The organism is Pantoea sp. MHSD4, assembly GCF_021043305.1.
GTDB lineage: Bacteria > Pseudomonadota > Gammaproteobacteria > Enterobacterales > Enterobacteriaceae > Pantoea > Pantoea eucalypti.
This window is the reverse complement of record NZ_JAJNDH010000006.1, coordinates 45,317-65,037: the sequence shown is the minus strand read 5'-3', so window position 1 is coordinate 65,037 and position 19,721 is coordinate 45,317. Positions and strand designations below refer to the sequence as shown.

Genomic DNA, 19,721 nt, shown 5'->3' with positions numbered 1-19,721 from the left:
CTCCTCATGCTTCAGCTAACTGAAAAGGGCAGATGATATGCACAATAAAATAAAAACAGCCGCGCCGTATGCAATGTTTTTTATGGTCTCATTCTCTGCATGCTCCGCCGGAATTTATAATAAAGATGGAAATAAGCTCGACCTGTACGGTAAAGTCGATGCGCGCCATGTTTTCTCAGATAATATTGCAGAAGATGGCGACAACTCTTATGCACGCCTGGGTTTTAAAGGTGATACGCAAATTAATGATCAGCTTACCGGTTATGGTCAATGGGAATACAATTTCCAGCTGAATCACAGTGAAGGCGGTAGCGACGCGCAAACGGGGAATGCCACACGTTTAGGCTTTGCAGGTCTGAAAATGGTCGACTTCGGCTCGTTAGATTATGGCCGTAGCTTTGGGGTACTGTATACCGCCTCTGCCTATACGGATATGGCACCGGTCTACGGTTCCGGCACCATGACCACTAACGATAACTTCCTGTCAAAACGCTCAACCGGCCTCGCGACCTGGCACTCTCCGGAGTGGGGTGGATTAAAGCTAACCCTGCAGTATCAAGGGAAAAATGACCGCGCAACCGCCAGACTGGCTAACGGGGATGGTTACGGTGCTGGCCTGACTTACAACATTACCGATGGACTGAGCATTGCGGCGGCAGGGATGAAAGCAAAACGGACGCTGACTCAGCAAGCTGACGGTCAGGGAGACGATGCCACCGCCTGGGTAACCTCTGCAAAATATGATGCCAGCCAGATCTATCTGGCCGCCATGTATGGCGAAGCCAGTGACGTTACGCCTTATGGACAGCTGGCACAGGTCGCTGACAAAACCCATAACGTTGAGGCAATTGCGCAGTACCAGTTCCTGAACGGTTTGCGCCCTTCAGTCGGTTTTGTCACGCAGCGTGGCGAAAACCTGCAGGGCGCAGGAAATTTTGCCGGGGGCAGTCAGACGATGCAGAAATATATTGCGGTGGGCACCTATTACTATTTCAACAAGAACATGCTGACCTACGTGGACTATCGCATTAACCTGCTGAAGGAAAACGACTTTACGCGTGCCACCGGCATTTCGACGAAAGACAGTATCGCTATGGGCCTGACCTATCAGTTTTAATCAGGCGGCCTCTGCCTGCACACAAGCTTTAACCTGTGTCGCTTCAATCCTGAAAATCGCTACTGTCGCGAGGCCGGCGAATGCCGGCTTTTTTTACGTCAGTCGCAAGGGGAAGGGTTACAGGGATGAGTCGTGCATGCCCAGGTATGCAACCTGACGGAGGTTTTCCAGCCACTTAACATACGCCTGATCCCATAACGCCGCGGGCGTGCCCGCCTTGCCAAGACCAAATCCATGTCCGCCTTTGCTGATTTGAATCAGCTCAACCGGCACGCGGTTGCGGCGACAGGTATCGCGCATCAGCTCGGTGTTAAACGGATTTGAGGTGTGATCGTCCTCGGCCTGCGCCAGAAACGTGGGCGGATATTGCCGGGTGACATAGTTCTGCACTGACCAGTTCGCCTCATCCTGCGGCGTGGCATTTTTGCCGACCATCATCAGATGGGTATTAGTGTGCTGATAAGGCGCTTCCAGGGTAATAACCGGATAGATCAGGCCAACACTGTCGACTTTCGGCACCACTTCATCCAGCGGATCGATGGCCGGATACGATGCAAAATCTGGCCGCGCTGCCGCCAATCCCAGCAGATGTCCACCTGCCGAGAAGCCCAGTGCATGCACTTTGCGCTCAAAAGATCGCACCAGCCGGATGGCACGCTGCGCATCCTGCAGCGGTGCCAGCCGTCCCGCCTGCCACTTCTCATGCGGCAACCGGTAGCTGAGCACATAGGCGGTATAGCCACTGGCATTGAGCCAGCGTGCCACCGGCCAGGCTTCGCGGCCCATACCGATCCAGCGATAACCGCCGCCTGCAGCGATTAATACGGCTTCACCATTGGGGTTTTCCGGTTTAAAGCGCTGAATGGCCGGACTGACGATATTTGACCAGGAACCGGTGCTGTTAATATTTAGCTGGCCGGATGGGCCGCCGCCGCCGGGCGGATCATCCGGCCAGAGGGGAATAATGTCATCGCGGGCAAATAATTTGCCGGTGGTCATGGAGAGCCCGAGCGCTCCCGTGCCGAGAATAAAGCGTCGACGCGTAATCATAATGCCTGTTGTGTGAAGCCCGAAATGTCAGCAAACCGTTGCGGTAGGCTAAAGAAGTATGAACAAATGCAAGTCTGGTGCACTGGCTGGCGATTATGTACGCAACAGCCCCTGAAAAGCCATAAAAAAACGCGCCCGGCAGGCGCGTTTTATTTCATTCCGTCTGGTTAATCTTCCTGCTGGAACTGCGCCATCACGGCCTGTTCACACTGCTGTTCGTTGACGCGCAGTTTGGCTCGCTCATCGTCCCCCAGTTGCAGCCAGGCACTGGCCACTTCACGCGCAGACTCTTCGTCGAATTCGGGCTGATTCATCGCCGACGGTGACTGGCCGCCCGCCACGGTCGATTTCATCTGCTCAACGTAATGATCTGCAGTGGCGACCTTTTTCTCGCCGCTGACGATGTGGCATAACTGACTGGCGTAAACATTCTGCTCAGTGTCAGTGTCATCCGCCGCCAGCGCGCTGCCGGTGGCGAGGATACTCAGCAGCACTATCTGAGTTACTTTCATTCTTAACTCCTGTTCGTTCGGGTTAAACCTTGCGCTGAAGGGCTTCGAGGCGCTTCTGACGCCAGTTCAGCAGCGGCGTCACGGTGGTGCCGTGAACCACCACGCTGCAGACCACCAGCGTTAACGCCATATTGGTCATAATTTCCATCTGCGGGCCTTGCATCCCGTGCGTCCAGGCATAGGCGATGTAATTCAGACTGCCAATCCCCCGGATGCCCAGCCAGCCAATCAGCAAGCGCTGCCCCAGCGGCAGTCCGGCTCGCATTGTTACCAGCCAGACGGCCAGCGGTCGCACCACCGCAAACAGCACCAGGCCAATCAGCACGCCGTAGATGTTCCAGTGCTGCGCCAGTGTGACGCCCAGCACCACCATCATGCCAGCCGCCAGTAAACGTTCAATAGTATCGCCAAAAGAGAGGGCGTCGCCTACTACAAACCCAATCGATTTGACCATATTCGTGCCGCCCTGATGCGCCAGACGCATGTTAGGATTTACCAGCGCCTCAGAGGGCAATATACGCTCGTCGTCAGAGAGATCGTCCGGCTGATGGCGACGGAACACGCCCAGTTCTGCGCGGCGTAATCCCAGCCCGGCGGCAAAGGCAGCCAGGAAGCCGGAAGCACCCAGCCACTCCACCAGTGAATAACTCAGTGCTATCAGCGCCAGCGCCAGAAAATCATTGGGTGCGACATCGCCATTGGCATTGCGCAGTCGGGTCGCCAGCATGCCGATCAACTGCCCCAGCACAAAACCGATGACAAGACCGCCGCCAATCGCCCAGAGCACTTCGACCGCGCCCCAGTGCGCCAGCATCGCGCCATTCAGGCTTTCGCCATTGAACAGCAGCAGCGCCAGCATCAGCAGTGGTAATGCGGAGCCGTCGTTCATGCCCGCCTCGCTGGATATTGCCACACGCAGCGAGTCATCATCCTGCGCATCATTGACCGAGATTAAGCTCGCCAGCACCGGATCGGTGGGTGCGACAATCGCCCCAAACGCCAGCGCAATCGGCCAGTCTAATCCCACAAGGAAGTGTGCCAGCAGGGTCATCGCGGCGACGGTGAGCAGCATGGCGGGAAAGGCCAGCTTCAGCCCGGTGTGCCAGCAGTTGTTCTGCAGCGGCTGACGCAGCTTGAGACCGGTGATAAACAGCGAGGCTGCCATGGTGATTTCAGTGATGTGGGCCACGGCTTCGGAATGGGTAACGATATCAAGGTGGATAACATCAAATCCCCACGGGCCGCACAGCATACCCGCGATCAGAAACAGGCCAAATGAGGTGACTGGCCCCCGGTGAATCCAACCGGAAGCCAGCGACATCAGCAGCAGGAGGCCGCCCGTCGCTGCTGTCCAGGCTAAAAAGTTCATAACACTCCAGAATATTTCGGGTTTATGAATAAGCCTGGCACATTTTTTGACGGGCGAGGTGTCAGTTTTTCAGGTGACGACTGGCGAAGCGGACCGCGACAGCGGCTGCACCAGCTATGGTGGCGAGTGCAACCACGCCATTCCAGCCCCAGTGTGCCAGCGCCAGACTGCCCAGCGCCGCACCGGTCGCCATACCGATAAACACCACGGTAAACAGCAGCGCATTAAGGCGACTACGTGCTTCCGGGGCCAGGCCGTAGACCAGCGTCTGATGCGCCACCAGCGTGGCCTGTACGCCTAAATCAAAGCCGATAGTACAGACGACTATCAGCGCCAGCTGCGCCGGCATGGGCAGTAATGGCAGCAGGAACATCAGCGCAAAAGAGATCGTTACCAGCGCGGCACCCGCCTGCGTGACCCTTGCCGGACCAATGCGGTCAGCAAAACTGCCCGCCAGCGGTGCCGCCATGGCGCCCGCTGCACCGGCTAAACCAAAGGCTCCGGCAACGGCACTGTCCAGATGAAAGCGGTCGCTAAGCATTAACGCCAGTGTCGACCAGAAGGCGCTGAAGGCCACTGACAGCAGACCCTGCGCCAGCGCGGCCCGGCGCAGCGTCTGGTGGTGACGCCACAGATGCACCAGCGACAGCAGCAGGCGCGGGTAGCTTACCGAGGTACCCGGTGTGAAGCGCGGCAGCACACGCCACAGCGTCAGCGTAATCAGCAGCACCGCCAGCGCGGCAATCATATACATGGTGCGCCAGCCGAAATACTCCGCCACCACCCCACTGACCACCCGCGACAAGAGGATGCCAACCAGCAGCCCGGTCATCACCGTGCCGACCGTTTTACCCCGGCTGCGTTCCGGGGCCAGCGCCGCCGATGCAGGCACAATATCCTGCGCCACCGTAGCCGTCAGGCCGGTGATAAAACTGGCAATCAGCAGCGCGCTGAGCCCACCGGAAAAACCACACAGCAGCAGCGCTGCCACCAGCAGTAAGCCCTTGATGAAGATAATGGTGCGACGGTCATGACGATCGCCCAGTGGCGCCAGCAGCAGAATACCCAGTGCATAGCCCGCCTGGGTCAGCATCGGCACCATACCGACTGCGCCAATGCCTGCGTTAAACTGTTTGCTGATGATATCCAGCATCGGCTGGCTGTAGTAAATCGACGCAACGCTGAGTCCGGCACCCGCGGCCAGGGTAAACACCAGCGGTGTGGAGAGCGATTCATTTTGAGTCTGGGTTGATATGGCTGACATGCTGTAATCCTCTTCATTTCGTACAACCATTAAAGCGCATCGCGGTTATACGCGGTAGACTGATATCAGGCAAAACCGTTATGCGTGGTACGTATGAACAATCCTAACAGCAGCGATCGCATCGACCTGATGCAGACCTTTATCCGTATCGTCGAGAGTGGCAGCTTATCGGCCGCCGCGGCCCAGCTGGGTACGACACAACCTACCGTCAGTCGTCGGCTGCAGACCCTTGAGCAGCGGCTGGGGCTGAAGCTGATCCTGCGCACCACGCATGCGCTGAAACTCACCGATGATGGTGAACGCTGCTACGCCCAGGCACGGCAGCTGCTGGCGACCTGGCATACGCTGGAAGATGAGCTGACCGGCGCCAGTGCCGATCCGGTCGGTACACTGCGGGTTCGTGCCCCGCACGCCTTTGGCCAGGATCAGCTGATCGCCCCACTGGTGGACTATCTGCATCGCTATCCCCGGCTCAATATTGAGTGGATGCTGAACGATCGCACGCCCGACTTTATGGCCGAGAATGTCGACTGCGCCATTCAGGTCGGTGCGCCAACCGATCCCTCTGTGGTGGCGGTTCTGCTGGCCGAAGTGCCGCGCATTGTGGTGGCGGCCCCGCACCTGCTGGCACAGTATCCGCCCATAGCGCAGATTGAACAGCTGCGTGATCTGCCATGGCTGGCCCTCACCAGTTTTTACCGTAACGAAGTGGCATTGCAAAAGATTGACGATGGCCAGCCGGTGAATCTGGCGATTACGCCACGGCTGAGCAGTGACAGTTTGTATGCGGTGCGCAAAGCGGCGCTGGCGGGCATGGGTGCGGCAATTGTCTCCTCCTGGGCGGTACAGGAAGATTTAGCCGATGGCGACCTGGTTCAGCTGGTGCCTGCGTGGCAGGCACCACCGCTGCCGGTGTGGCTGACTTATCCCTGGGCGAGTTACTACCCGGCCAGGCTGCAACACTTTTTTGCGATGATTAAAGAGGTGATGCCGCAGCTGGCGGGCACGCGTCCGGCGTCGCAGCCAGCAGGTCGTTCAGGAAAAACAGATCGGAAAGGATAACGCAGAGGCCCGCGTCAACGGGCCACCAGGGGGATACTTTACTTTTTATCGTAGCGCGACATTTTGTCCAGCCAGCCCATCACAAAGGCAGAGAGCACAAAGGTCAGGTGGATAATCACGTACCACATGAGTTTGTCGTTTTCGACATTACGCGCTTCCATGAACACCCGCAGCAGGTGAATCGACGAGATGGCAACGATGGAGGCAGCGACTTTGTTTTTCAGCGAGCCGGAGTCCATCTTGCCCAGCCAGCTCAGCTTCTCTTTGTCTTCGTCGATGTCGAGTTTAGAGATGAAGTTCTCATAACCCGACAGCATTACCATCACCAGCAGGCCGCCAACCAGCGTCATATCCACCAGTGAGAGCAGCAGAAGAATCAGATCGTTTTCCGCAATGCTGAAAATGTTGGGCAGCAGGTGGAAAATTTCCTGGAAAAATTTAATGGTCAGCGCCAGTAATCCCAGCGAAAGTCCAATGTAAACCGGAGCCAGCAACCAGCGCGATGCATACATCAGGTTTTCGGTAAAACGTTCCATACAATCCCACGAATAATCAAACAGGACCGGCAGTATAACTGATCCACTGTGAAGTTATTTCAGCCCTTCGTCAGAAATTTCAGGGGCGGGCGGCAGCGGCAGCGAGAGACGAAATGCCGCGCCACCTTCGGGCCGGTTTTCGGCCCAGATCTGGCCGCCATGGCTCTCGATAATGGTTTTACAGATCGCCAGACCCAGCCCGACGCCCGGCACCGCCGACTCTTTATTGCCGCGCCAGAACTTATCGAATATCCGGGTTAAATCCTCTTCGGCAATGCCGGGTCCGCCATCCCAGACCGCAATTTCCAGTCGTGATGCTGCACGCCAGGCGCGGATGCCGCGTGGCGCGCTATTACCGGCATACTTCAGGCTGTTCTCTATCAGGTTAGTGAAAACCCGCTCCAGCAGCGTGCTGTCCCCTTTGATCAGCACGATGTCATCCGGCAGGTCGAGCTGGACCTCATGCCCCTTGAGCGAGGGTGCCATGCTGCTCAGCGCCCCACCAATCACCTCTTCCAGCGCCAGCCACTCTTCCCGCAGATTGAGGCCGCCCGACTGAATGCGCGCCATATCCAGCATGTTGCTCACCAGCCGGATGGTGCTGAGCGTCTGCTCGCGAATCTGGCTGGCCTGCGGCACATATTTTGAGTTGTCACTGGCCAGGTCAAGCATCAGCATTTCTGCCTGACCAAACAATACGGTCAGCGGGGTGCGCAGGTCGTGTGACAGCGCCGACAGCAACGCATTGCGCAGCTGTTCACGCTCAGCTGAGAGACGGGACGCTGCCTCGCTGTGAGACAGCGCCATCCGCTCCAGGGCATTGGCGATCAGCACCGTAAAGGTTTCCACCAGCCGCTGCTGCTCAGGAATCATCAGCTGACGCAGGTTCTGCGGCTCCACCACCAGCAATCCCCGGCACTGCGCGCCGCTTTTCAGCGGCAGGATCTGATAAGGCACTGCCGGTAAGGTATCGGTGCCCGCGCCTGCAGGCTGGCCTTTGCTGTAACTCCATTTAGCAATCGCGCGATCCGGCTCGCTGGCCGGTAACGCATCGCCCACCGCTTTCAGCTCGCCCTGCTCATCGGGCAGCAGCAGCAGGCAGCGCGCCTGTAGCGTGGCGTCGAGCACACGCTGGCTGGTGGCGGCGATATCCTGCGGTGTCAACGCGCTGCCCAGCGATTTCGCCATCTCATAGAGCTGACGCGCCCGCTGCTCGCGGTAGCGCGCCACCCGCGCCTGATAGCGCACGCCTGCCGTAAGATTCCCGACAATCACGCCGACCGCCAGCATCACGCCAAAGGTCACCAGGTATTGCAGGTCGGAGACCGCCACCGTGCCGGTGGGGGCCACAAAGAAGAGGTCGAAGGCGAAGATATTTATCACCGTGGCGATCACCGACGGCCAGCGGCCATAGCGTAGTGCCACGATCACCACCGCCAGCAGATAGATCATCACGCAGTTGGCGGGATCGAAATTGATCAGCACCGATTGCCCGGCTGCGGTCACCAGGATGCAGAGCACCAGCGCCATCATCACGCCGCGCAGCTGAATGCGCCATTTTTCGCTGTTAACACGACCATCCGGCAGCGGATGCGGCGCATCTTTCAGTGGCTCATCCAGCGCCACGACCAGCAGATCGAGATCCGGGCCAAGCTGGCCCAGTCGTTCAGCAAAACTGTCACGCCGCCAGCGCCGGAGTGGGCGACGGCCAGTGACGATTTTGCCCAGATTGTGTTCGCGGGCATAACCCAGCACCGCTTCCGCTTCATCCGGTTCAGAAAGGGTGGCGGTTTCCGCGCCCAGCTCCTGTGCCAGCTGTAATGTGCGCAGGATGGCCCGTCGCCGTGCTTCCGGCAGCCGGTTGAGCCGGGGCGTTTCAACATAGACCGCGTGCCATTCGCTGCCCAGTCGCGCCGCCAGTCGGGCTGCGGTGCGCACCAGCTTTTCACTGCCGCTGTCGTCGCCAATACAGAGCAGGATAGCGTCGCGGGTGTGCCAGACCCGATCCCGGCCCTGCTGATCGCGCCAGGCGCGCATCTGATCGTCTACCCGATCGGCGGTGCGGCGCAGCGCCAGCTCACGCAGGGCGAAGAGATTACCTTTACGGAAAAAGTTTTCGATGGCGCGCTCAGCACGATCGCCAATATAAACTTTGCCCTCTTTCAATCGCTGGCGCAGATCGTCGGGCGGCAGATCGACCAGCACCACTTCGTCGGCACTGTCAAAAAAGGGATCGGGTACGGTTTCGCGCACCTGAATGCCGGTGACGCCGCCGACCACATCGTTGAGGCTCTCAAGATGCTGCACGTTGACGGTGGTCAGGACGTCGATGCCCGCTTCCAGCAGCTCCTCAATATCCTGCCAGCGCTTGGGATGGCGCGAGCCCTTAACGTTGGTGTGCGCCAGCTCATCCATCAGGATGACGGCAGGATGGCGGGCCAGCGCGGCATCGAGATCAAACTCTGCATGACGCGAGCGGCCGGTCGCGCGACGCGGCAGCAGGGTTAATCCTGTCAGCAGCTGTGCGGTTTCCGGCCGTTCGTGGGTCTCTACCACGCCAATCAGCACATCCAGACCCTGCGCACGCAGCCGCTGTGCCTCCTGCAGCATGGCGTAGGTTTTGCCCACGCCAGCACAGGCACCAAAGTAAATTTTCAGCTGCCCGCGATGCGTTTCGCGGTTAGCCTGCAGCAGCGCGTCGGGATCGGGACGCTGGGGTTCGTGGTTCATCGCTTCCTTAACACCATTACAGTTCGTTGAGCGCCATATTCAGCTGCAACACGTTGATTGTCGGTGTGCCGAGGAATGGCATCAGTGGACGATGCGTCATCTTTTCAATCAGCGCCTCGACCTGCGCCACCGGCACCTTGCGGCTGGCGGCGACACGCGGCGCCTGCCAGCGCGCGGCCTCCGGCGAAATATCCGGGTCCAGCCCGCTGGCTGAGGCTGTGACCAGCTCGACCGGCACGGCAGCCGATGCCTGCGGGTTCGCGGCCCGCAGCGCAGCGACGCGATCGGCTACCGCTTTATCCAGCGCCGGATTGCTGGCGGCCAGGTTGCTGCCGCCTGAGGAGAGCGGGTTATAGGGTTTATCGCCTGTGGCTGAAGGGCGGCCCCAGAAATAGTTGGGCTGGGTAAAATTCTGGCCAATCAGTGCTGACCCGCGCGCCACGCCATCTTCCTCCAGTAGCGAGCCGCTGGACTGGGACGGAAACAGCCATTGCGCCAGACCAGTAGTAAGCAAAGGATAAACCACGCCGGTGACAAGCGTAAGCAGCAACAACAGTAAAATTGCCGGACGTAACTGACTCATTTTTCTCTCCTCAGGCCATGCCTGAAAACACTAACAGCAGATCGATCGCTTTGATGCCGACAAACGGCACCAGCAGGCCACCCAGACCATAAATCAGCAGGTTGCGGCGCAGCAGCGCAGCGGCGCTCAGTGGGCGGTAGCTGACGCCTTTCAGGGCCAGCGGGATCAGGAAGACAATCACCAGGGCGTTAAAGATCACCGCCGACAGGATTGCGCTGGCGGGCGAGTGCAGCTGCATCACGTTAAGCATGTTGAGCTGCGGATAGGTCGCCGCAAACGCCGCCGGGATAATGGCGAAATATTTCGCCACGTCGTTGGCGATACTGAAGGTGGTCAGCGAACCGCGCGTCATCAGCATCTGTTTACCGATGTGCACCACTTCCAGTAGCTTGGTCGGGTTAGAGTCGAGGTCGACCATGTTGCCCGCCTCTTTCGCCGCCTGGGTCCCGGAGTTCATCGCCACCGCCACATCCGCCTGCGCCAGTGCTGGTGCATCGTTGGTGCCGTCGCCGGTCATCGCCACTAAACGGCCTTCGGCCTGATACTGGCGGATCAGCGCCAGTTTGGCTTCTGGTGTGGCCTCTGACAGGAAGTCATCCACGCCCGCTTCTGCGGCAATCGCTGCGGCGGTCAGCGGGTTATCACCGGTGATCATCACCGTTTTGATACCCATTTTGCGCAGCTCGGCAAAACGCTCTTTGATGCCGCCTTTCACGATATCTTTCAGCGCCACCACGCCCAGCACGTTCGCGCCCTCTGACACCACCAGCGGCGTGCCGCCACTGCGAGCCACCTCTTCCACCTGCGCATTCACTTCCGCAGGGAAACGACCATGGTTCGCTTCGATATGACGGCGAACGGCATCGACCGCGCCTTTGCGGATCAGCCGGTCCTGCACATTCACGCCACTCATGCGGGTCTGGGCTGAGAACGGAATAAAGCTGGCGTCCATGCTGCTGAGATCGCGTTCACGCAGGTTAAATCGCTGTTTCGCCAGTACCACGATGCTGCGGCCTTCCGGCGTCTCATCGGCCAGCGAGGCGAGCTGCGCGGCGTCCGCCAGCTGCTCTTCGCTGACGCCTGGCGCGGGCAGGAACTGGGTCGCCTGACGGTTACCCAGCGTGATGGTGCCGGTTTTGTCCAGCATCAGCACATCCACATCCCCTGCGGCTTCCACCGCACGACCGCTGGTCGCGATGACGTTTGCACCCAGCATCCGGCTCATCCCCGCCACGCCAATCGCCGACAGCAGGCCGCCGATAGTGGTCGGGATCAGACAGACCAGCAGTGCCACCAGTACCGTGACGCTGACCGGTGTGCCGCCCCATGCCGAGAACGGCCAGAGCGTCACGGTCGCCAGCAGGAACACGATGGTCAGTGATACCAGCAGGATGGTCAGGGCGATCTCATTTGGCGTTTTGCGGCGTTTTGCGCCTTCCACCATGGCGATCATCCGGTCAAGGAAGGTTTCGCCCGGGTTGGCGCTACAGGTGATCACCAGCCAGTCAGAGAGAATACGGGTACCGCCCGTCACGGAAGCAAAGTCACCCCCTGACTCACGAATAACCGGTGCAGATTCACCGGTAATGGCGCTCTCATCCACTGAGGCACCGCCCTCCATCACTTCACCGTCACAGGGAATGATATCGCCCGCTTCTACCAGCACCGCATCGCCTTTGCGCAGCGCATCGGCACTGACCTGCTGCCACTCGGCACCATAGCGCGCCGCTGAGAGTTTTTTGGCAAAGCTGGTCTTTTTGACGCCTTTCAGGCTGCTTGCCTGGGCCTTGCTGCGCCCTTCTGCCAGCGCCTCCGCCAGGTTGGCGAACAGCACGGTGAACCAGAGCCAGACCGCAATCGCCCCGGTAAAGCTGGCGCTGCCGTTGATGCGCCCGGTCAGCATGCCCACCGCCAGCAGCGAGGTGAGGATGCTGCCGAGGTAGACCACAAACATCACCGGGTTACGGAACTGTACCCGGGGATCGAGCTTTTTCACCGCATCCCAGGCCGAGGTACGCAGCAGGGCTGCGTCAAATAACGCCTGTTGTTGACGACTCATGAGGATTGTCCCTGAACAAGTTGCAGATGCTCAGCCACCGGGCCCAGCGCCAGAGCAGGAATAAAGGTCAGTGCACCCACCAGCAGCACGGTGCCGATCAGCAGTGCAATAAACAGCGGACCGTGAGTTGGCAGTGTGCCGTTACCTACCGGCTGCACTTTTTTAACCGCCATCGCACCGGCAATCGCCATCACCGGGATGATGATGCCGAAACGGCCCAGCAGCATGCAGACAGCCAGTAACAGGTTCCAGAACGGCGTGTTGGCACTCAGTCCGGCAAAGGCACTGCCGTTGTTATTGGAAGCCGAAGAGACCGCATAGAGCACTTCACTGAAGCCGTGGATGCCCGGGTTTGCCATCGCGCTGCGCCCGGCGTCGGTCATCATCGCCAGTGCAGTGCCAATCAGCACCAGCGCCGGGGTAACCAGAATCGCCAGTGCGGTCATTTTCATTTCCCACACATCGACTTTTTTACCCAGGAACTCCGGGGTACGGCCAATCATCAGTCCGGCAATAAAGACCGCCAGCAGTACAAACAGCAGCATGCCGTAGAGGCCGGCGCCAACACCGCCAAATACCACCTCGCCCAGTTGCATCAGCCACATCGGCACCATGCCGCCCAGCGCGGTAAAGGAGTCATGCATGGCATTAACGGCACCGCAGGAGGCAGAAGTGGTAATGACCGCGAACAGGCTGCTGTTAAGGATGCCAAAGCGCGTCTCTTTGCCTTCCATGTTGATGGCACTGTCGGCCCCCAGCTGAAGGAAATGCGGGTTGCCCTGCAGTTCGGCCCACATCACGACGGCGACCGCCGCCACAAACATCAGCGTCATCGCCCACAGCAGCATGTGGCCCTGACGACGATCACGCACGCTTTCGCCAAACGCGAAGCAGAGCGCTGCCGGGATCAGGAAGATGCTCAGCATCTGCACCAGATTCGTCAGTACCGTTGGGTTCTCAAAGGGATGTGAGGAGTTGGCGTTAAAGAAGCCACCGCCGTTGGTGCCCAGCATTTTGATCGCTTCCTGCGACGCCACCGGTCCCATCGACAGCGTCTGCTGCACGCCTTCCAGCGTGGAGAAGCTGTGATAAGGCGAGAAGTTCTGGATGCTGCCCTGACTGACAAAAAACAGCGCCATCAGCAGGCTGATCGGCAGTAAGACGTAGAGCGTGATGCGGGTCAGATCGCGCCAGGCGTTACCCAGGGTCGCAGAGCTGCGATTGGCGAAGCCACGGATCAGCGCAAAGGCCACGGCGATACCGGTCGCGGCAGAGAGGAAGTTCTGCACCGTCAGGCCCACCATCTGACTGAAATAGCTCAGGGTGCTTTCGCCACTGTAAGCCTGCCAGTTGGTGTTGGTCACGAAGCTCACGGCAGTGTTCAGCGCCAGATGCCAGCTCAGGCCAGGCAGCTGCTGAGGATTCAGCGGCAGCGAGCCCTGCAGCAGCAGCATAGCCAGCAGCACCACGAAACCCAGCGCGTTGAACAGCAGAATCGCCAGCAGGTAGTGCGGCCAGCGCATGTCCGACGCCTGCGCGCCCAGCAGTCGCCACAGTGGCGTTTCCAGGCGGGCAAACACCGGCTTGTCCGCCACTAACGAGGCCAGACCCCGTCCGAGCGGCTGCGCCAGTACCATCAGCAGCACCAGATAAAATGCGATGAGTAAAAAAGCATTGGCCGCCATCAGAAGGCCTCCGCATTCAACAGGGCATAGATCAGATAGCCCAGTAACAACACCACCAGCACAATGCCGGTTATTACGCCCACGCTCACAGGAACCTCCAGAGGATTGGATTTATGGCTTAGCTTGCGCGGAGGCGTATAAAGAAGGGGTTAAAATGCAGCGGGCGGGCGTAAAAATAGTGTAAAAATGGCGAAAAATCAGGCGACTTCCAGCGCCCAGATACGATTGAGATCGACGTTGTCCCACAGCTTACTGTCCTCTGCACCCACAATACTGTCGGTGCAGAAGCTGTCGCCGAGGTCCAGCTCTTCCGGCTTCATTTCACGCTGGGCGTGCAGCGACCAGAAGACATGCACGCAGGGCCGCATCAGCGATTTTTCGCCTGCTTTCACCACCAGCGCCACCCGGCCGGAAGCCAGACGCACCAGCGATCCCACCGGATAGATGCCAATGGTGCGTACGAAGGTGTGCAGCAAGCCAGGATCGAAATGGCCGCGCCAGCTCAGCATCTGGTGCATCGCCTCTGCGGGTGTCCAGCCGTTGCGATAGGAGCGGGTCGAGGTCACCGCATCATAAACATCACACACCGCCGCCATGCGGGCGTAGAACGAAATCGCCTCGCCTTTCAGGCGGTGCGGATAGCCGCTGCCATCATATTTTTCATGATGATGAAGAGCGATATCGAGCAGATCGTCGTCAGCGTTGGCCTCTATCAGCATCTGCGTGCCGACCACCGGATGCTCACGCATCACCCTGAACTCTTCTTCAGTCAGCTTGCCCGCTTTGTTCAGGATCTCCAGTGGCACAGCCGCTTTGCCGACATCATGCAGTAAACCGCCCATGCCCACCCGGCGCAGCTGCTGCTCATCCAGTCCGAGTTTTTTACCCAGCGCAATCATCAGCCCGCAGACCGCCATAGAGTGCAGATAGGTGTAGTCATCATGATTTTTCAGCCGCGCCACGCTCAGCATGGCGGAAGGTTCACGCGTGATCGATCCGGCGATTTCATCCACCAGGTCCATCATATAATCGAGCTTCAGGCCGTTACCCAGCCGCGCTTCGTTGAACATCGCCCGCACTTTCGGTTTGCCCTGCTGAAAGATCTGCTGCGCCTGATCCATTTCCTGAAAAAACGGAGTGCGGCCAATGGTTCTTTTTGCGACCGTGGTGGCGATCGGCGTCTGAACAGATCGATCGAGGTCGATCCAGAGCTGGCGGATCCCTTCGCTGCGTAGCGTGGCAATTTGTCGTGGATCGGTGATCAGCATCTGATTATGAATGCGCTGCTCTTTTATCCACCAGACCTCAAGCTTGTGGATAAACATCCCCGGGCGCAACTCATCAATGGTAATCAGCTTAATCACGCTATCACTCCTTAACATTAACGGTTGGGATAAGGTGATATCGGCAGCCGGGCTGATTTTCTTCAGGCTGTTTTGTGCGAAGTCTGGGGGTCTGATGAGTGGTCAGAGGAGAGGCATCCTGCCTCACGTCCGTTTCGCAGGGTTACGTCATTGGTGTGGTTACACCACGCGTGTCAGCACGGGCTCACCACGGGAAAATGCCAGCATGTTCTCAAAGACCAGGTCAGCCATCGCCGCCATGGTTTCGCGGGTGCTGCTGGCGATATGCGGTGTAATCACCACATTGTCGAGCTGGCGCAGGGCGTCAGGCACCTGCGGTTCCTGTTCAAACACATCCAGCCCCGCTCCGGCGATCCGTCCGGTTTCCAGCGCCGCCACCAGCGCCTGCTGATCCACTACGCTGCCGCGTGCAATGTTAATCAGATACCCCTCTGGTCCCAGCGCCTGTAGCACATCTGCGTTGATAATATGGCGCGTTGCGGCACCGCCAGGCAGCGTCAGCACCAGGAAATCGGCCCGCTGCGCCAGGTCCACCAGGCTCTCGTGCCGGGTATAGGGCACATCGGAGCGTGAACGCGGATTATAGTAATGAATCTGCATATCAAACGCCTGCGCACGCCTTGCCACCGCCTGGCCGATATTGCCCAGCCCGACAATGCCACACACCTTACCGCCAATTTTGCTGCTCAGCGGAAAGCGGCCCTGCGCCCAGTGCCCGGCGCGCGTGAAACGATCGGCCTCACTGATGCGGCGCGCCACATCCAGCAGCAGCGCCATCCCCAGATCGGCGACGCAATCATTCAGCACCTCTGGCGTGTTGGTCACCACAATGCCGCGAGACCGGGCAGCTTCCGTATCAATGCTGTCATACCCGACGCCGTTACTGCAGATCGCTTTCAGGTTGGGCAACGCGGCAATCAATGCGGCGGGTGCGCCCATCACCGCATTGCCGCTGGTGACCAGCATGTCGATATCAGCACCCTTTTCCGTCAGAAAGGCCGCCTCATCCTCCGCCTCCCACAGCCGGAAGGCGGTGAACGACTGTTCGATATTCTCAATCAGCTGCGGTGGCAGAAATTTCCCTTTGATCAGCACGTTACATTGCTTTAATGCCATCTTCTTTCTCCTGATTGTTAAATGATGCCGGGCGTCCGGTCTCTTCGCCGACACGTTCAATCGGCCCCATCACCAGCAGGAACAGCAGCGCCGCGACCACGCAGTGTGCCGCCACAAACGCCAGTCCAATGCTGTAGCTACCGGTCAGCCCAACGATGATGCCGAACAGCAGCGGCGTGGTGAAACCGGCAATATTGCCGATGCCGTTAAAAATGGACCCCGCCAGACCCACCGCCTCTTTCGGTGCGGTGTCGCTGATCACCGTCCAGGTGCCTGCGCCAGCCGCGATGCCTTTGCCGAAAAAGGCGAAGGACATAATGGCGATGATGCCGCCGTTACCGGGAATAATCGCCGCCAGCACCAGGCTGGACGCCATCAGCATGCCGACGATATAGGGCGTTTTACGCGCCCAGGAGACGCTCCAGCCTCGGGCGAGTAACTTGTCTGACAGGTAACCGCCACTGATGCCGCCCAGAAAACCGAACAGCGCTGGCGCAATAGTGGCGAATCCCGCTTCCATGATGTTCATGCCGCGCGCCTGCACCAGATAGATTGGAAACCAGGTAATAAAGAAGTAGCTGAGCGCAATGATGCAGTACTGACCGAGATAGGCGCACCAGAGCATGCGATTGGTGAGCAGCTTTCTGAACATCGCTTTGCTGACCGGTGGTCGTGCTTTCAGCGTCTGCGCCGCATCGATATCCACCAGCGCGCCACCGTCGACAATGTGGCGCAATTCACTTTCCGATACGCCGGGGTGGTTACGTGGCTCGCGCATCCAGGCCGCCCAGACCAGGACCGCCACCAGACCGATGCCGCCCAGCACAAAGAATGGCCATTCCCAGCCAAAGCGCGAGACCAGCCAGCCTGAAAGCGGCGAGAAGATAGCGACAGCAAAATATTGCGCCGAGCTGAACAGCGATGATGCCCGTCCCCGTTCTGCGCCCGGAAACCACATAATGACCACGCGCGCATTAGCGGGAAAGCTGGGTGCCTCTATGAGTCCCAGCATAAAGCGCAGTCCAAACATCAGCATCAGCGCGCCGGTCATGCCGCTGGAGAACTCGCCCACAAATCCCATCGCCAGCGTTGAAACTGACCAGAGCGCCAGTGTAACGCCATACACTTTTTTGGCCCCGAAGCGGTCAAGCAACAGTCCGCCAGGAATCTGACCGATGACATAGGCCCAGCTGAAAGCAGAGAGGATCAATCCCAGCTGGATCGCTGACAGACCGAACTCCTCTTTGATTGCCGACCCGGAGATCGAGAGGATCGAACGGTCGGCGTAAGCCACAACCGACAGAAACAGGATCAGGCAGAGGATCCCGATGCGGACATGGGTCGTCCGTTGAGGCGTTTGTTCTTTAGGCATGAGCTGAATTCCTTAAAAAGCGGCAGGTTGCGCCACGAGGTTTTTTTCAGGAATAACGCTGAGAATTCCCGCTTCTGGAAATATAGATAGGAGGCTAACGATGGGTCACTGTGCAGATGTCAGGATCGTCTGGCCCGATTAAACGGTTTTCTGACAATCCTCACAACTGCCCGTGCGGCACTGCACAAAAGCGTGAAAAGCTGCGGCTCACTACTGCAGAGTGTGCACCAGGTCGGGGATTTCCCCCGCGCTGACCGCTATGACGAGGCGATTTCACGACAAAATGTGGCGGCGCTAGCAAGAGTGAAAAGGACCGGTTGTCAAACCTGATGGCAGTTTCTAATCTGCAAATGATCCTGCCTTTCCATTTTTATAATAAATGAAAATTTCATTCCATCCGGTAACCTCGGGAGCCTCTAATGAAAAAACATGCATGGGCAATACTCTGTCTGCTCTCTCTTTCAACACCGGCGCTGGCTGAGAAAATAGGTGTCTCGATGGCCTATTTCGACCAGAACTTCCTGACTATCATCCGCCAGTCGATTGAGAAAGAGGCTAAAGTGCGCCAGCTGGAGGCGCAGTTCGAAGATGCACGTGGCGACGTAGGGCGTCAGACCGATCAGGTGCAGAGCTTTATCAGCGCCGGGGTGGATGCGATTATTGTCGACCCGGTGGACTCTGCCAGTACGCCAGCCCTGACAAAACTGGCGCAGCAGGCCCATATTCCACTGGTCTATGTTAACCGCTCACCGGGCGATAAAACCCTGCCGCCAGGCGTGGTGTTTGTTGGCTCTGACGAGCGCGAGTCAGGCACGTTGCAGATGGAAGCGCTGGCAAAGCAGGCCGGTTACCGTGGCAACGTCGCCATCATGATCGGCAACCTCAGCGATGCGGGCGCACTTCAGCGCACCAAAGATGTGGAGCAGGTGGTGGCGAAGTATCCCAATATGAAAGTGGTACTGAAGCAGACCGCTAACTATGCGCGCAATGAGGGGATGGATTTAATGCTCAACTGGCTGTCGAACGGTGAGGATATCGATATTGTCGCCGCGAACAACGACGAAATGGCAATTGGCGCCACGATGGCCATTGCTCAGTCGAAGCCGAAGAAAACCATTCTGGTGGGCGGGATTGATGCCACGCCGGATGGCCTGAAAGCGCTGGCCAGCGGTAAACTGGCCGTAACCGTGTTCCAGGATGCCGTGGGTCAGGGCAAAAAATCGGTTGAAGTGGCGCAGCAGATGATCAAAGGCCAGAAGGTAGATTCTCACCAGTGGATCCCGTTTGAGCTGGTAACGAAGCAGAATATGCAGCACTACAGCAATAAAAATCCGTAATGCAACACGGAGCGGCCGTGATGCCGCTCCGGTTATCACTTCTCGTGCAGCAGCTTCGCCATCATCACCACGTCGCGCAGCTGACCGTCGCGGAGTGCCGCCTGCCGCATCACCCCTTCCCGCTCAAAGCCCAGCCGCTCATAGAGCCGCAGCGCCCGTTCGTTGTCGTGAAACACCTCCAGCTCCATACGGGTAATGCCCAGCCAGTTGCGGGAGTAGTCCATTGCGGTGCGAATCAGCCGCTCACCGACCCCGCGACCGCCGAAATCGGGATGCACGCCCAGTCCAAAACTGATGCAGTGGCGGGTTCGCGGCTTGTTATCGACAAACAGCGTCAGCTCACCCACCAGCTCGCCATCAATTTCTGCCACAAAGGCGATAAACCCCTCGGCGTCCATTCGGGCAATTTTTTTCTCCCAGGTCGCAACGCTGGGAAACGGCAGTTGCAGTGTCCAGGGATAGACATCGGGATGACTGTAGAGGCGCTGATAGGCGGCAGCATCCTGCGGTTCCCGTGCCCGAATAATGATTTCCATATTTTCTCCTTTTAGCCGAACGGGGTTCA

At 58.5% G+C, this 19,721-nt stretch carries 17 protein-coding genes; 3 read left to right on the top strand and 14 right to left on the bottom strand.

The window, feature by feature from the left end; genetic code table 11:
• Positions 1-37 precede the first annotated feature (37 nt).
• Positions 38-1,117 carry a porin gene (locus LQK91_RS17335; RefSeq protein ID WP_105099946.1) on the top strand — a complete coding sequence of 360 codons (1,080 nt, stop codon included), beginning with the start codon at positions 38-40 and terminating at the stop codon, positions 1,115-1,117.
• A 117-nt stretch (positions 1,118-1,234) separates the two neighbouring features.
• Here LQK91_RS17335 and LQK91_RS17330 read toward each other — a convergent pair whose 3' ends face one another.
• The 4 genes from LQK91_RS17330 to LQK91_RS17315 all read right to left on the bottom strand — a co-directional run bounded on the left by LQK91_RS17330 (position 1,235) and on the right by LQK91_RS17315 (position 5,312).
• Complete coding sequence (locus LQK91_RS17330) at positions 1,235-2,167, bottom strand: alpha/beta hydrolase (protein ID WP_003852102.1); 933 nt, start codon at positions 2,165-2,167, stop codon at positions 1,235-1,237.
• 167 nt (positions 2,168-2,334) lie between these two features.
• The gene (locus LQK91_RS17325) at positions 2,335-2,679 is read right to left on the bottom strand and encodes a hypothetical protein (protein ID WP_008926325.1); all 345 of its coding nucleotides are present in this window, start codon (positions 2,677-2,679) and stop codon (positions 2,335-2,337) included.
• 22 nt (positions 2,680-2,701) lie between these two features.
• Positions 2,702-4,048, bottom strand: a complete 1,347-nt coding sequence (locus LQK91_RS17320) for a cation:proton antiporter (RefSeq protein ID WP_003852099.1) — start codon at positions 4,046-4,048, stop codon at positions 2,702-2,704.
• A gap of 61 nt (positions 4,049-4,109) precedes the next feature.
• Positions 4,110-5,312 carry an MFS transporter gene (locus tag LQK91_RS17315; RefSeq protein ID WP_008926326.1) on the bottom strand — a complete coding sequence of 401 codons (1,203 nt, stop codon included), beginning with the start codon at positions 5,310-5,312 and terminating at the stop codon, positions 4,110-4,112.
• A gap of 93 nt (positions 5,313-5,405) precedes the next feature.
• On the opposite strand from LQK91_RS17315, the gene LQK91_RS17310 reads away from it, so the two are divergent.
• Complete coding sequence (locus tag LQK91_RS17310) at positions 5,406-6,374, top strand: LysR family transcriptional regulator (protein WP_105099945.1); 969 nt, start codon at positions 5,406-5,408, stop codon at positions 6,372-6,374.
• 38 nt (positions 6,375-6,412) lie between these two features.
• Here the strand turns inward: LQK91_RS17310 and LQK91_RS17305 are convergent, their stop codons facing one another.
• From LQK91_RS17305 to LQK91_RS17265, 9 genes are all read right to left on the bottom strand, one after another.
• Entirely contained in the window at positions 6,413-6,910 is a 498-nt protein-coding gene (locus tag LQK91_RS17305) for a TIGR00645 family protein (RefSeq protein WP_003852093.1), read from the bottom strand.
• A gap of 54 nt (positions 6,911-6,964) precedes the next feature.
• Entirely contained in the window at positions 6,965-9,640 is a 2,676-nt protein-coding gene (gene kdpD / locus LQK91_RS17300) for a two-component system sensor histidine kinase KdpD (protein ID WP_105099944.1), read from the bottom strand.
• Positions 9,641-9,656: 16 nt separating this feature from the next.
• Positions 9,657-10,223, bottom strand: a complete 567-nt coding sequence (kdpC, locus tag LQK91_RS17295; RefSeq protein ID WP_039661149.1) for a potassium-transporting ATPase subunit KdpC — start codon at positions 10,221-10,223, stop codon at positions 9,657-9,659.
• A 10-nt stretch (positions 10,224-10,233) separates the two neighbouring features.
• Complete coding sequence (gene kdpB, locus LQK91_RS17290; RefSeq protein WP_105099943.1) at positions 10,234-12,282, bottom strand: potassium-transporting ATPase subunit KdpB; 2,049 nt, start codon at positions 12,280-12,282, stop codon at positions 10,234-10,236.
• A complete protein-coding gene (gene kdpA, locus LQK91_RS17285) occupies positions 12,279-13,967 on the bottom strand; it encodes a potassium-transporting ATPase subunit KdpA (RefSeq protein ID WP_105099942.1) in 1,689 nt (562 codons plus the stop codon). Before kdpA ends, kdpB begins: the two co-directional genes overlap by 4 nt.
• Positions 13,967-14,056, bottom strand: a complete 90-nt coding sequence (kdpF, locus tag LQK91_RS17280) for a K(+)-transporting ATPase subunit F (protein WP_010253443.1) — start codon at positions 14,054-14,056, stop codon at positions 13,967-13,969. Before kdpF ends, kdpA begins: the two co-directional genes overlap by 1 nt.
• Before the next feature lie 108 nt (positions 14,057-14,164).
• Positions 14,165-15,331 (bottom strand): HD-GYP domain-containing protein, encoded by a 1,167-nt coding sequence (locus tag LQK91_RS17275; RefSeq protein WP_105099941.1) that lies wholly within the window; start codon positions 15,329-15,331, stop codon positions 14,165-14,167.
• Between the two features lie 159 nt (positions 15,332-15,490).
• Entirely contained in the window at positions 15,491-16,447 is a 957-nt protein-coding gene (locus LQK91_RS17270; RefSeq protein ID WP_105099940.1) for a 2-hydroxyacid dehydrogenase, read from the bottom strand.
• A complete protein-coding gene (locus LQK91_RS17265) occupies positions 16,428-17,819 on the bottom strand; it encodes an MFS transporter (protein WP_105099939.1) in 1,392 nt (463 codons plus the stop codon). Before LQK91_RS17265 ends, LQK91_RS17270 begins: the two co-directional genes overlap by 20 nt.
• 419 nt (positions 17,820-18,238) lie before the next feature.
• Here LQK91_RS17265 and LQK91_RS17260 point away from each other — a divergent pair, with 419 nt between their 5' ends.
• The gene (locus LQK91_RS17260; RefSeq protein WP_008926334.1) at positions 18,239-19,156 is read left to right on the top strand and encodes a sugar ABC transporter substrate-binding protein; all 918 of its coding nucleotides are present in this window, start codon (positions 18,239-18,241) and stop codon (positions 19,154-19,156) included.
• Positions 19,157-19,191: 35 nt separating this feature from the next.
• Here the strand turns inward: LQK91_RS17260 and LQK91_RS17255 are convergent, their stop codons facing one another.
• Positions 19,192-19,692 (bottom strand): GNAT family N-acetyltransferase, encoded by a 501-nt coding sequence (locus LQK91_RS17255; protein ID WP_078805101.1) that lies wholly within the window; start codon positions 19,690-19,692, stop codon positions 19,192-19,194.
• Positions 19,693-19,721: the final 29 nt, after the last annotated feature.